Annotated in this window: 17 protein-coding genes and 2 pseudogenes; 1 reads left to right on the top strand and 18 read right to left on the bottom strand. The window is 37.9% G+C overall.

The genetic code is table 11. The features are described from left to right. Nucleotides 1–19 precede the first annotated feature (19 nt). On the bottom strand, nucleotides 20–616 hold the full coding sequence (locus ACTQWB_RS03655) for a class I SAM-dependent methyltransferase (protein ID WP_441500412.1): 597 nt from the start codon (nucleotides 614–616) through the stop codon (nucleotides 20–22). Nucleotides 617–618: 2 nt separating this feature from the next. Continuing rightward, on the bottom strand, nucleotides 619–1,029 hold the full coding sequence (locus ACTQWB_RS03650) for a peptide deformylase (protein ID WP_441500411.1): 411 nt from the start codon (nucleotides 1,027–1,029) through the stop codon (nucleotides 619–621). A gap of 533 nt (nucleotides 1,030–1,562) precedes the next feature. Here ACTQWB_RS03650 and ACTQWB_RS03645 point away from each other — a divergent pair. Beyond that, nucleotides 1,563–2,081, top strand: coding sequence for a helix-turn-helix domain-containing protein (locus ACTQWB_RS03645; RefSeq protein ID WP_441500410.1), 519 nt, complete (start codon nucleotides 1,563–1,565; stop codon nucleotides 2,079–2,081). An 18-nt stretch (nucleotides 2,082–2,099) separates the two neighbouring features. On the opposite strand, the gene ACTQWB_RS03640 is transcribed toward ACTQWB_RS03645, so the two are convergent. From ACTQWB_RS03640 to ACTQWB_RS03565, 16 genes and pseudogenes are all read right to left on the bottom strand, one after another. Further along, the gene (locus tag ACTQWB_RS03640; protein ID WP_441500409.1) at nucleotides 2,100–2,513 is read right to left on the bottom strand and encodes a hypothetical protein; all 414 of its coding nucleotides are present in this window, start codon (nucleotides 2,511–2,513) and stop codon (nucleotides 2,100–2,102) included. Between the two features lie 22 nt (nucleotides 2,514–2,535). Next, nucleotides 2,536–2,751 carry a hypothetical protein gene (locus ACTQWB_RS03635; RefSeq protein ID WP_441500408.1) on the bottom strand — a complete coding sequence of 72 codons (216 nt, stop codon included), beginning with the start codon at nucleotides 2,749–2,751 and terminating at the stop codon, nucleotides 2,536–2,538. A gap of 138 nt (nucleotides 2,752–2,889) precedes the next feature. Beyond that, the gene (locus ACTQWB_RS03630) at nucleotides 2,890–3,213 is read right to left on the bottom strand and encodes a type II toxin-antitoxin system RelB/DinJ family antitoxin (RefSeq protein WP_441500407.1); all 324 of its coding nucleotides are present in this window, start codon (nucleotides 3,211–3,213) and stop codon (nucleotides 2,890–2,892) included. 624 nt (nucleotides 3,214–3,837) lie between these two features. Next, nucleotides 3,838–4,815, bottom strand: a complete 978-nt coding sequence (locus ACTQWB_RS03625; RefSeq protein ID WP_441500406.1) for a PDDEXK nuclease domain-containing protein — start codon at nucleotides 4,813–4,815, stop codon at nucleotides 3,838–3,840. 793 nt (nucleotides 4,816–5,608) lie between these two features. After that, nucleotides 5,609–6,463: pseudogene (locus ACTQWB_RS03620) on the bottom strand (Abi family protein). A 212-nt stretch (nucleotides 6,464–6,675) separates the two neighbouring features. After that, complete coding sequence (locus ACTQWB_RS03615; RefSeq protein ID WP_441500405.1) at nucleotides 6,676–7,728, bottom strand: ParB/RepB/Spo0J family partition protein; 1,053 nt, start codon at nucleotides 7,726–7,728, stop codon at nucleotides 6,676–6,678. Then, entirely contained in the window at nucleotides 7,721–8,497 is a 777-nt protein-coding gene (locus ACTQWB_RS03610) for a ParA family protein (RefSeq protein ID WP_441500404.1), read from the bottom strand. The genes ACTQWB_RS03615 and ACTQWB_RS03610 overlap by 8 nt, the downstream gene beginning before the upstream one ends. A gap of 15 nt (nucleotides 8,498–8,512) precedes the next feature. After that, complete coding sequence (locus ACTQWB_RS03605) at nucleotides 8,513–8,677, bottom strand: hypothetical protein (RefSeq protein WP_004612805.1); 165 nt, start codon at nucleotides 8,675–8,677, stop codon at nucleotides 8,513–8,515. After that, nucleotides 8,664–9,131, bottom strand: a complete 468-nt coding sequence (locus ACTQWB_RS03600) for a DUF6075 family protein (protein WP_441500403.1) — start codon at nucleotides 9,129–9,131, stop codon at nucleotides 8,664–8,666. The genes ACTQWB_RS03605 and ACTQWB_RS03600 overlap by 14 nt, the downstream gene beginning before the upstream one ends. A gap of 229 nt (nucleotides 9,132–9,360) precedes the next feature. Further along, nucleotides 9,361–9,813 (bottom strand): annotated as a pseudogene (locus tag ACTQWB_RS03595) (lysine--tRNA ligase); the annotation flags it as partial. Nucleotides 9,814–10,087: 274 nt separating this feature from the next. Next, the gene (locus tag ACTQWB_RS03590; protein ID WP_022146408.1) at nucleotides 10,088–11,329 is read right to left on the bottom strand and encodes a tyrosine-type recombinase/integrase; all 1,242 of its coding nucleotides are present in this window, start codon (nucleotides 11,327–11,329) and stop codon (nucleotides 10,088–10,090) included. A gap of 11 nt (nucleotides 11,330–11,340) precedes the next feature. Continuing rightward, nucleotides 11,341–11,595: an excisionase gene (locus ACTQWB_RS03585; RefSeq protein WP_024853349.1), complete on the bottom strand. Its 255-nt coding sequence runs from the start codon at nucleotides 11,593–11,595 to the stop codon at nucleotides 11,341–11,343. A gap of 11 nt (nucleotides 11,596–11,606) precedes the next feature. After that, on the bottom strand, nucleotides 11,607–11,825 hold the full coding sequence (locus tag ACTQWB_RS03580) for an excisionase (protein ID WP_022146406.1): 219 nt from the start codon (nucleotides 11,823–11,825) through the stop codon (nucleotides 11,607–11,609). A 12-nt stretch (nucleotides 11,826–11,837) separates the two neighbouring features. After that, nucleotides 11,838–12,056, bottom strand: a complete 219-nt coding sequence (locus ACTQWB_RS03575) for an excisionase (RefSeq protein ID WP_022146405.1) — start codon at nucleotides 12,054–12,056, stop codon at nucleotides 11,838–11,840. 93 nt (nucleotides 12,057–12,149) lie between these two features. After that, nucleotides 12,150–12,371 carry an excisionase gene (locus ACTQWB_RS03570; RefSeq protein ID WP_022146404.1) on the bottom strand — a complete coding sequence of 74 codons (222 nt, stop codon included), beginning with the start codon at nucleotides 12,369–12,371 and terminating at the stop codon, nucleotides 12,150–12,152. After that, entirely contained in the window at nucleotides 12,364–12,900 is a 537-nt protein-coding gene (locus ACTQWB_RS03565) for a type II toxin-antitoxin system PemK/MazF family toxin (RefSeq protein ID WP_441500402.1), read from the bottom strand. The genes ACTQWB_RS03570 and ACTQWB_RS03565 overlap by 8 nt, the downstream gene beginning before the upstream one ends. Nucleotides 12,901–13,050: the final 150 nt, after the last annotated feature.

Raw genomic sequence — 13,050 nt, 5'->3', positions numbered from 1 at the left:
TTCCTGCAATCTACACGCCCTAAACCACCTCAAACACCAATATCCTTTCCCTCCGATTCTCCCCTTCGAACAAATCCATACAATCAATCTCATCTGAAAACAGCAGCTGTTCTTCTGTCATCAGATAACTGATATATTCATCCGATGGGTAATAGAAAAATAAAAGCATTTCCCTTGGGTTGTCATAAAAAGAATCGTATATTCTTGCCAGCACCTTTTGCAAAATTTCTACGGAAAAAGGATTAAAAAAGTAGCACCGGTCAACATTTTCCGGTACTGCATAAGTTTCTGCATTCGTCTTAACGAAGGATGCCCTGCCACCTGACACTGCATGCTCCTGATTTTCTCTGGCTCCTGCGAAAATCCGCTCATCATATTCAATTCCAACAGACTGGCATCTGGTCTGATAAGACAGGTAAAAACACACTCTGCCTTTTCCTGTTCCATAGTCTAAGACTGTATTTTTCTTTCCGATCAATCCGCTGTTTGCCAGTCTTTCCAACACGCAATAGGGCGTGGGTTCATAAGGGAAACGGTATTGGTCTGAATGGGAATCATCCCGGCCTGTTGTTTTTATTTTCAGCAATTTATCCCATTGTATTTCATTTTGATCCATCGCTATATAATCTTTCCTGATAAGTGGTCAATCTCATGCTGAGCGATCTGCGCCGTCCAGCCGGACAGCTTCTGACGTTGTTTTTTCCAGCTGAAATCATAATATTCTACTTCGATTTCCTGATATCTGGTGGTCGGCCTTACGCCATCCAGTGACAGGCACCCTTCCTCTGTCTCGTACATACCGCTTTTGGAAATGATCACCGGATTGAACATTACCACATCCACAAAGCCCATATTTACGATAATAATGTTCTTTTTCACGCCGATCATGTTCGCAGCCATTCCTACGCACCGTTCCCGATTCGCCTGCAACGTATCCTGTAAATCTTTTCCCACCTGAATGTCAGCTTTCGTAGCCGGCTCTGAAGGCTGACTTAAAAAGAAAATGTCTCTTACAATTTGTTTTATCATTTGAAGTTCTCCTGTTTTTTTCGACACATTTTATCTGCTCTTGGTCATTCCACAATAGTCATGTTGTATGCAGCCTGAATGTAGTATCCCTTTTAGCCTGGTTCTTTGCAACCTCTGTGACTTCATTATCGATATTGTTATAACATCTCCTGTCGCTATATAGAAATCATCGTAATCGCTTTCTTTTATATTCTTATTATAAGTGCTAGCATTATAGTTGTGCAATATGATTTTTTCGCCAAAACATAACGCGAATAACCAAAGGGTTACTGTTTACTCCGCGCACAGCAACCACTTCATAATGCACAGAAAACACCTCACGGAATGCTTCCAGTGAACAGAAACACCAGAGGACTTTAATTATTCCGGTTGTCAGATAGAAATCTTCATAACTTATAAATTTCGCACTCCCAATCTCTTGTTGTTTCCCTGCGTTTCCGATATAATAAAACTTATACACCCAACACACATACAACATGCGGACTTCCTCACCAGTATTCCTCATGTTTGTGATATACAGGGAGGTTATTCTCATGGGAAAGCAATCCACCAGGGAAAATAAGACGATTTACCAGATTTGCAGAGAAGAGGCTGGTCTTACAAGATCCGAAGCCAGCGAAAAGATGACTGCCGTTTCCGACTCTAAAATTGAAAAATTCGAATATGAAATGCAGGAGCCTACCCCATACGATATCATTCAGATGGCTGATGCCTATAAGCGTCCGGATCTTTGCAATTATTTCTGCTCTCATAAATGTGAAATTGGGCATCGATATGTTCCGGAAGTAGAAATTTCCGATCTGCCAGATATTATTCTTGAGACAATTGCCAGTCTGAATGAGATCAACCCGCTCACCGCACGCCTGATCCAGATTGCCAGAGACGGCAAGATTAGTGATGATGAAATAAAAGATTTCGCTTTTATCAGCAAAAAGCTGGATGAAATCTCTCTTGCTGTTGACTCCTTAAATCTCTGGGTTGATAAAACGGCCAGCGAACAGGGGCTTAATATCGACCTGCTCAATGCGGAAAAAGAGAAGTTAAGCAAGTAGGTTCACTGCCTTTTTTGTTTACATGCGTTGCAACTGGTTTATTATGTATTCCGTTCTCCGAATTGCCTCATCCACCTGACGTCTTGCAGTATTGATTCGGTCCTGTACCATCCAGTCCACTACAAATCCATCAAAGAAATAATCGGCAAAGGAAAGGAAATCTCCGGTATCTATATTCAGATCACATGCCATGTTGACATCATTTAATTCTTTACTAAAATTACGAAGATCATATTTCGCCTGCTCCATATTCCGCTTTGCCTGATCCATCTTGGAATGTTTTAACATCGTAGTAAAAAATCCACCGCCAAACATATCAACCAGTCCCCAGTTTTTTGCACTGTTCAGGTTCTCTCTGGCTGTTCGCAGACTATTCAGAGCTCTGTTTCCAGCACCAATTGCTTCTCTTTTTTCTTTTTCTAAATCATACATGTTTTCTGCTCCTTCATCCGATTTATGCTTTAGATACTATAAGTGCAATAATTCCACCAATGATCAGTACTGGAAATGCTATATAAAGCAATCCACCAACAACCATTCCGATCAATATCACAGGAAAAAATACCACCGTACAAAGTAATTTTAAAATTCCCCAGGATGCTTTAAGTCCAAATATAAAAAACTTGCCAATAAACCAAATCATACAAATTGTAAATAATATTGTTAACATCTTTTTTCTCCTTCCGTCACCATTTCATGAATGACTCTACATAATAATTTTCTTTCATCACTTAATGATTACATTTATTATAACGAGCTTACTTTCAAAAATATACATCAAACTCATCGAATTGCAGATCTTTAATTCTCAAATTTTGAGAAATAGCGAAAAAAATTCCCGTTTCATTTCTGCTTCAACTTCATCTGCTGAATACACTCTGCCAGCTTTAATATCTTCCATGCCTTTTTCTATTTCTGCATCGAACTGTTCCTTTGTAAGAGAACCATACGCAACAGGTTCCTCATAAGCCGGAAGTTTCATATCAAAAGAAGTTCCTCTCTGGAGTGCAATCTGTCTCAGAAACATTCCTACCGCATTGAACATTGGAATACCAAGTCGATCAAGCACCTGCTCTGTCTGTTCTTCCACTTTAGGCTCAACACGTACAAATACATTTGCTGTTCTTGCCATAGATATCGTCTTCTTTTTTCTTCATTATATTTCGTTTGATTGCAAATCGCAATCTATTCGCAATCTTTTTTATTATTCATACGCTGGCAGGTGGCAGACGGCAGATAAGGTATCTATAAAACTCTGTGTTTTCGTAATCACTCTGCCACCATCACCCTTTTAATCGAATACAGTTTTGCACCTTCCTCATATCGGACAAATTTCTTCCTGTCTACACCAGTTTTTTCCAGTTCCGGAATTTCTTTTCTAATTTTTAGGCATATAAACATCTCCTTTCGCATACATGAATCTTTTTGGTCATTCTCTATGGTCCAGATCACCTGATTGGATTTGCATGATCATCAATAGCCTTCATATATACAAAAGGAGAGGGTGTAAAATACAGGCTCCGATGATTTTTTCTTTTTACCAAATTTAAAAGGACCATGTAACTCTACATGATCCTCGTTAATAATATTTTTTATTATAGTAATTTACTCAAAGCCGTCAACTTAGCTTTATCTATTCCGTTTCCTGATTCTGATTTTCCTGCTGTTGAAGATAAAACATTGCTTTCTGCGTTTCAATTTCCGCTTTCAGTTCTTCCTCTGTCGGCAGGTATAGCTTATATTTTGACGCAAAGAGCTACTCATTTCCATGCATCACTGAGTAGCGAGCAATATCATCATCTGTGTCTGCGCACAATACAATCCCTATCGTAGGATTATCCCCCTCACTTCGTTTCAATTCATCATACATACGAATATACATATCCATCTGACCTACGTCCTGATGTGTGATCTTCTCTGTCTTAAGGTCGATGAGTACAAAACATTTCAGTATGTAGTTATAAAACACAAGGTCAATATAATAATCCTGTTTCTCTGTATGAATATGCTGCTGTCTTGCTACAAAAGCATATCCTTTTCCCAATTCCATTAGAAATTTCTGTAAGTTGGAAAGAATACTCTTTTCAAGATCACTTTCTGTAAAATTCGTGTCCTGTGAAAATCCTAAGAACTCTGCGACCACCGGATTTTTAATAAATTCCAGCTTATCATTTTGATATGACGCAGTCAATTCTTCCATTTCGTTCTCTACGAGCTCTTTTTTCTGCGTTTTGAGCATGCGATAGTAATACTGGGATGAAATATTCCGTTGTAAAGTTCTAACACTCCAGTTCTGCTCTGCCGCTTCCTTTTCATACCAATCACGAGCTTCTTTATCTTTAACTTGCAATAAAATACGATAATGTGTCCATGAAAGAAGTATCGCAGATTTTCCACTCGCTGAGTGGAAAATTTCTGGATAGTTTTTATAAAACAGATAAAAGTTATATAAATTTGTCTTCGTAAATCCTTTTCCATATTCAGCCGATAATTCTTTTGCAAGCTTCTTTATAATCTCAGCACCGTATTTAGCACGATCTTCTCCCTGCATTTCTTCACTGGCAATTCGATATCCCAGTAACCAGTTTCTCTGAACAAGCAAAGTATTGACCGCCTGATGCGCAGCTTTCTGTGAGGTTTCGATAATTCCACACATGTCTTTAAAAATGTCGTCTGTCTTCACAAAATTATCCATAATGCTATTCTGCCCGACGTTTTGCAATTTATTCTCCATATCGCTTATCTCCTTCTGTTATTCTTAATTCTTCCGACTGGCTAAAAACTATGGATATGAATAATTGTTTTAAGAGAAAATCGATTTCCTTATCAGAAGTACACTTTCAATGTCCACTTTCTTGCTTTGAATGTCCACTTTTCGTTCTTCAATATCCACTTTTTCACTATTCAAAAGTCTACTTATATGCAAATCTATTGGTAATTCTGTATTCGGCATCCGTTACATGCTCTTTCATAGTAAAAAAAAAGAATGGATATACCATTCTTAATCCGGCCAATGGAATATTTGGATTCGGGCATCATCCTTGCCTTCCTACAGTCTACATTAATGCTATCACATACTAGTTAAAATATCAATAATTTATCCCCTGTATTTTTCCTCTCTCCTCTTGTATATGTGAGAGGATTCGTAGTTACAGAGCAAGATCCACTCATGTTTAACAGTATCGGCTTTTTGGCTACTGTTCCACTTATGAGTTTTCATCTTGATGGAGATTTCGGTGCCTTATACCCTCGCTGACAGACAACTACGATAATCTGCATAACAACATCTCCTATTCCCACTTTTTTAAAAATATTCAATTTTTGGTATTAGTTTTTAATTTTGATCCCCTACACATTTCCCCCACTTTTTCAATGGAAAAAGTGGAAACTATTGCTTCCACCTTTATATTTTTTCTTATTCTATTAGTTTTTCTTCCTCCTGCACTTTTATCGGAAAAGCCGATAGAAGTCTCATTTTCCTTAAGACGAAAAAAAGCACCTCTTAGATCAACTCTAAGAATATATCTCTATTTTTCTAACTGCTCATACCAATCTTCTGGAAACCCTATATGTCTCAATGATATATCATTCTCATATTCTTCTATAATAGCTTTTAATTCTATCAAGACTTTGTTAATCCATTCTTTTTTGTCTGGATATAATAATTTTAATACAAGTATTTGTGAAAACAATTTTCTGTTTGGTGATATTTCTAATTCCCTTGGCATTTTAGGTAATGCGGGAAATGACCAATAATACAACCTTGAATAATGTGCGCAGCGGTTTTTCAAATCCGTGATGCAACGTAACCAGCTTTTTAAACAGGCAACTGATGTACCATATAATTCTTTTGCTAAATATTTCTGGTCACCAGACTGTAAATCTGCATAAAAGTAAGACAGCATTCCCATTGAAAAAAATTCAACAATAACCCATATAGGAAAATTTCCGCCATACTTTTCTTTATGGTGCTGAACTACTTATGTACTTTTATTTTCCTCTATACATACATTTAACAGTTTCACGAACTTTTCATGATTGTGCCTATCATTGTAAATAGCCCCATCCATATATCCTAAAGCCCCATGAACATGTCCACTGTAATAAGCTAATTGCGTTCTTAAATATAATTCAACTTTTTCTATATAATTAAATAATACACCACGCAGTCTACTGTCAAATTCATAGATTCTTTGAATTCTGTGAAAGTTTATATTTGAAAAATACGTCCCCTCCTTTTTTCTAAACGGAAGGAAATAAGCAGATAATCTATAATAGTTCGCCTGTTTTAAAAATCCGATACATTCTGTATCATTATCTATAATAAAACCCTTTTCTTTAATAATTTCAACTTGTTGAGCAAAGGTTTTCGGTTGTTTCATTACCTGTACAGTTGCTTCATTATTTTTCAACTTTTCATTTTTAGTTTCACTTGTATTCACCATTATTTCTCCAAAAATAAAAATATCTCCCCATGGGACACATCACTTGCGTGAGAGGTGCGGGGAGTCCTGTTAATATTATGATATGATATTTGAGAGAAAAAATCAACCATTTTTTATATTTTACCATCAAAAATTCCGGCAAAATTTTTTTACTTCTTCTTTCTTTCCATCTCTTCTTCCATCGCCTTCTGTTGCTGTGGCTGTCCTTTACCTTGACTGGCTATCTTCTTTTGATGATTACGGAGTCGTTTCAGTACCGATCTCCGTGGAGCGTTCTTATCTTGTTTCTTCAGAGTGTTGTTCATTAGTCCATCAATCATGTTGTAATTGGCTTCTTCTGTCATCTCCGCACTGCGAAGATATTCTCCATTATCCATAACCTTCTGCCAGTTCGCCAGCTCTGGTTTCTTCTTTTGTGTTTCTTCGGATTGTGATTGTCCGATCTGGGATTGTGCCTGCATTTCCTGTTGTTTCTGCTGTTCCTGTGCCTGCTCTGCCTGTTGCTGCATGAAGTTATGGATGTTCCGTCTGGCTTCTTCATCAAAGCCATTGTAACAGTCATTCATGACTACGGCACCTTCCTCACTGAGAATCACATAGGCAGCTCTTGTTCCATACTCCTCATGTTCCATCAGAAACCATTTCTTCTCATATTCCAATAATCCATCTGATAATGAAGCCAAACGGATATATCTCTGCACAGTTCTTCCACTGTCCCCGGCTGTTTCGCCAACCATATCTGCCGTATATTTTTCGCCTTTACTTCCCTGGTGCTTCATAGCATCATATTTCATCTTATAGGCATGGGCCTTTTCACTTGGCAGAATATTTTCACGCTGAATGTTGGAATCGACCATAATTATGACAGCTTCATCATCTGTATAGTTTCGGACAAGGACCGACATAGTTGTTTTGCCACACAGTTCACAGCCTCTTTTTCTTCTGTGACCTGAAATCAGTTCATATCCACCTTCTGATCGGGGTCTTACCAGTGCAGGATTTAAAACACCGTAGTTTTTAATACTCTCTGCTGTCTCATCCATTTTTTCATCATCGCTTACATGAAATGGATGATTTTTAAAAGGATGGAGCTTTTCTAGTTCTATTTCCACAACCTGGTTCATACTCTTTTCCGGTGCTTCTTCCAATCCCAGTAACTCATCATAAGAGGTAAGCTGAATCTCTTTTTTCGGTCTACGCATGTTTCAACACCTCCTGAACCAGTTCCCTGTAACTGTCTGCCCCTTTGCTTTTTCCATCATAAGCAAATATACTTACACCCTCAGATGCTGTTTCTGCAAGACTTTCTGTTCTTGGAATTGTCTGCTCAAAAATCTTAATATCATCTCCATATGTGCTTATGATTGCCTGCTTATTTCTCTTTGCATTGTTGTAACGACAATTATCCATTGTGAACAAAATACCTTCTATCTGCAATTCCGGATTAAATCTCTGGTGAATTCCTTTTACCACTTTCAATAATTCCATAAGTCCATCTGCCGCATAATATTGTGGCTGTACCGGAATCAATACACTGTCCGCTGCACTCAACGCATTGATTGTCAGCATTCCCAATGATGGCATACAGTCAATCAGAATATAATCATATTCATCTTTCAACAGTTCCAGATACTCTTTCAGTACTTTTTCCCTATCCTCAACAGTAAATAAGGACATATCCATTCCGGCAAGCAATTTATTGGACGGAATCAGATCCATCCCTTCTTCATGGTGTAAAACTGCTTCCTTTGGGTCAAACTCCAGCCCCATGATGATATTTTCCATCATACTCTTTAAAGTCACTTTGAGATTTTTGGGAAATCCCAGTCCCATTGTCAGATGTCCCTGTGGATCTGCATCTACCAGCACTACTTTTTTCCCATTCTTTGTCAGTCCGGCTCCCAGATTGATGGTTGTCGTTGTTTTGCCTACTCCGCCCTTCTGATTTGCAATAGCAATTACTTTACACATATACTTTCCTCCGATTTACTGTTTTTCTTCTACTTCTACATAAACACGAAAATATTTACTTGTTCCTTTATTTGCATAAGCATCAGATACTTCCAGGACATCCAATTCCTTATGCTTTTCCAAAATACGGCGAAACCATTGAATGTCCTTTAAAGTACCCTGTAATCTAATTTTCAGCATATGTATCCTCCCAGTCTTTGTAAAAGCAATACTCTGGATAACGGATTTTAATGGCTTCCCAGAAATACCGGGCATATCCACAGCAAAACAGATTTTCTACGGTATAACACTGACATTCTTTCAACTGATCTTCTTCTGCTTCGTACTCTCCGACGCTTGGTGTTCCATTACAATACAGGTTAAATACCATACGGACAATTCGTAAACTTCCACTGGTCTGCCACCCTTCCTGCAGGCATTCCGTTTTTACACATCCAGTTTTAAAATTATAGATTTTATTTACATTATTTCTTGTGTCTCTGTCGATACCCAGGCAATAAACCAAAGCCCGATGGTAAACATCCTGATATCTGCATTTTTTCAGATATTCTTCATAAAATTTTTCGTGTTCCATGCTCTTGAAAGTAATTGTGCGAGAATTGCTATTCTCTGCTCTTAACGCTGTGTTTGTCATAGCTTCTTCTCCTTTAAAATATTATTTTTAACTCCAATTTGGATTTCGACTACAACAAAAAAGGACACTTTCCTAAAATCTCTCTTAGGAAAATGTCCTTGCGGTACATTTATAAAGTTCAACTCATAAGCACAACAACGTAATATCAAGTGTTATCACGTATTATACAACAAAAATTTGTTGTACTTCTGTTGTAGTATGCAACTTTTACAAACACATTTTTTGATTTTTAGTATAACTTCGCTCCAGCCGGGATATGGTCATCCACCATCAGAAGATGAAGTTTTTCTTCTCCTTCTTCTTCGTGAATTGCACTAAGTAACATTCCACAAGAATCAATTCCCATCATAGCTCTTGGCGGCAGGTTTGTAATAGCGATCAGTGTTTTTCCAACCAGTTCTTCTGGCTCGTAATAAGCGTGAATACCGCTTAAAATGGTACGATCTGTGCCTGTTCCGTCATCCAGAGTGAACTGTAACAGCTTCTTGGATTTCTTAACAGCTTCACATGCTTTTACCTTTACAGCTCTGAAATCTGACTTGCTGAAAGTGTCAAAATCAACCATTTCTTCGAATAACGGCTCAACTTTTACCTTGGAAAAATCAATCTTCTCAACTGTCTTTGTTTCCTGTGCTGCATTGTTTGCTTCGTTCTTTGCTGCGCCCTGTGACTTCATTGTCGGGACTTTCTCCGACGCAATTCCGAAGCCACTCATATTCCTGAGCAACTCCCTACTTCGCTTTTTTCAACCAGATAAAAAGCCTTGTTTACCTTTAAAATTGATTACTTTCCGCATAAGCAGTTGTATTATTTGATGTATTTGATGTAAATCCCGATTGAGAGAATGGGTTCTTCAATCGGATTACTTACTAAATTATAATCTTTATTATTGAATAAGTCAATCAGACCAAAAAAAGCAGCGTACCAATTTTCATTTTAAAGTACGCCACTTTTCCCTACGCTATTGAATTATTAAAGTATTTATCCAGTCCATCAAACTCGGTTCTTTTTAGTTCCTTTGTTACATCAGTATAGATATTTAAGGTTGTTGTTATATCCTTATGTCCGAGTGTATCCTGAATAACTTTTATATTTACACCTGCTTCACACATTCTTGTTGTAAATGTATGTCTGAGCGAATGACAACTAAAATGTGGTAAAAGCACTTCTGGGTTTTCTGTTTTCAAAAACTGCTCATCGTTGCAATCACGGATTATGCGTCGGATTGCCTTATTCAAAGTCGATTGATGTTGTGGCTGTCCGAAGCGATTGAGAAATATAAAATCTGTATATCCATCTATGGTCGCTTCGCAGTGAACCCCTAGCAGTTCTTGTCTTTCTTTTTCCATAACAAATGCTTCTTTAACAAAATCGAGCATCGGAACTTGTCTATTTCCTGCTTCTGTCTTTGGAGTATTCACATTGAAATAGCAGCCCTTTTTTCCTTCAGAAGTTCTGTGGTCATAATAAACCAACGTGTGATTAACATCTATAATCCCATCTTCCAAATCAATATCACACCATCTGAGTCCAGTAACTTCTCCAACTCTTAACCCCGTTCCAAGCATTACTGCAAACACCGGATACCAATACACTGCTGTATTAGAGTTCTTCAGATAATCCATAAACAATTCCTGCTCAGGTCGAGTAAGTCCCCTGCGTTTCTCTGTCTTGAAGCAATGAGCTTTTTTCAATTCCCTTAAAACATTATTTGTCGGATTGTTTCTGATATAGTTATCATCAACCGCCATATCAAATATCTGATGAAGAATGTTGTGGACACCATCAACCGTTGCTGGCTTCAATCCTCGCTCATCAACCAGATAATTATAAAATCTCTTAATATCTGATTTCAAAAATGTTGAAACTCTCTTAGAACCGATTTGCCGACGTACAAAGGTTTCATAAATATATTTGTAATTCTCAAAAGTGTTGTTTTTCAATCCTCTCTTCAGGTCTTTCCACAACTCATATAAATCATCGAGTGTAACATATCGTGCTTCCGCTTTTATGCCATCACTTTTGTCTTTCTCAATCGCTTCCTCTTTAATCCTGAGTGCTTCAAGCGTTTTTGAATAGACATATCTTCTTTTATGGTTTTCATCAGTCCAACTGTACTGATAACTTCCATCACTTCTTTGAAGTTCTCCCGTGCGAAGAACTGTCCTTGTTTTATCTTTTCGTTTTGGTCTTGCCACGGCTGTTCCTCCTATATTTCATTCCTGCTATTTAAAAATTCCACAAATTTGTCGATGATGACATACACCTGATAACCGTCTGTCGTCATAAAATTGCAGTCTTTCCTTTTCATCAACTCTCGTATTTTTCCCCTTCCGATACCTGTATAAGCGGCTGTTTCATTTACCGACAAACATTTCTTTTTCCAAAATGGCTGCTCTTTTTTCTTTTCTATAAGGCTTTCCCGATAAGCAATCATTTCTTCATCTGCAAAATCCACATTCATCGTTCCACCTCCTAAATCTCATACATTTTTTCAATGTACTCATCAAACAATTCTCTTTTTATCATTCGGCGTTTTCCCACCCATAACACAAATGGACAGTCAGCAAACCTTGTCATTTCACGAAGTTTTTCTCTGCCAATGCCGGTATAGGCAGTAGCTTCATCAATGGTCAGATACGGCTTATGCCATATCGGTACTTCTAATCTTTCTTTTTTTACTGGATTACTCACAATAATACCTCCTCATATCGAATACTGCTTTTTTATAAATTCAACAAATTCTTCTCTCTTGATAAGTCGCTTTGAGCCATTCCATAAAACGAACGGACATCTTTCATTATCGGTAAGCTGTCTGATTTTTCTGCTTCCAACACCTGTATAAGCTGCGGCTTCATCAATTGTAAGCATTACTTTCTCCCAAAGTGGGACATTATAGATTGTTTCATCTTTTTCGTTGTTCATATGCTGTAACCTCCTTTGCGTGGTTACAGCATACTTAAAAATCTACGCTGAGCCAACGATGCGAATTTGCTCATCGCAGATTTGACTTTTTCATTAAATAGAATACTGATTTGCAATATATTCCTCAAAAATTTTTCGCTTTATCATTCGGCGGCTTCCTATCCAAAGTACAAACGGGCAATCTTGCTTTTCCGTCATTTCATAAAGTTTTCCTGTTCCAATATTGGAATATATAGATGCTTCTTCAATCGACAAATTAGGCTTATGCCAAAGAGGTACATTATAACTCAGCTTCTTTACACTGCTATTAGACATTCTTGCACCTCTTTTCTTTCTTGGATGAATATCTGTCGGTAACAACATAATCCCAACCATCCCCATCACACTTATCACATCTGTCTTTTCGCTTTGCAAATGGGTCAAGTCGCCTTACAATATAGTCCGGATTGTGGATGTAATCATTCAGGCACTTCGGGCATAGACAACGAATATTTTCTTTCCCCTCCGGCTTGTAAACCCAAAGTCCAAAAGTCTTTTTCAAAGTTGCGTTTATCTGCCTGAAAAGTTTATCGTCATCTACCGTACCTATGTATTCACGCAAATCCTCTCTATTGACTGTCCGTATCTGCTCCAGAAGAACCATTGACGGTTTCTTCAGTCCAAACTCCTCGCCAAGAATAATGTGCGATGGCAAATATCTTTTCTTGATTACACTTGTAACCGCTGCAACAATAATCGTTGGAGCATTCTGGTTATAATCGTCTGCCTGAACGACAAGCACCGGACGCTCTCCGCTTTGTACTGAACCACTGTTATCTGTAAATACCGATGAATCAGTGCACACTGCACGGTCATCGAGTGCATGCTTTCCGGTGTTTCAGTGCACGCTTTCCGCTGCATAGTGCATGGACATAGATTAGTCCTATAATGAAGATGGCACACATATGTGTGACTATCATTTATAGGAGGTCGATAACCATGGTTGATTATCGAG

This window comes from Blautia sp. HCP3S3_H10_2 (assembly GCF_052122375.1).
In the GTDB taxonomy this organism is placed as follows: domain Bacteria; phylum Bacillota; class Clostridia; order Lachnospirales; family Lachnospiraceae; genus Blautia_A.
This window is presented reverse-complemented; position numbering and strand designations above follow the sequence as displayed.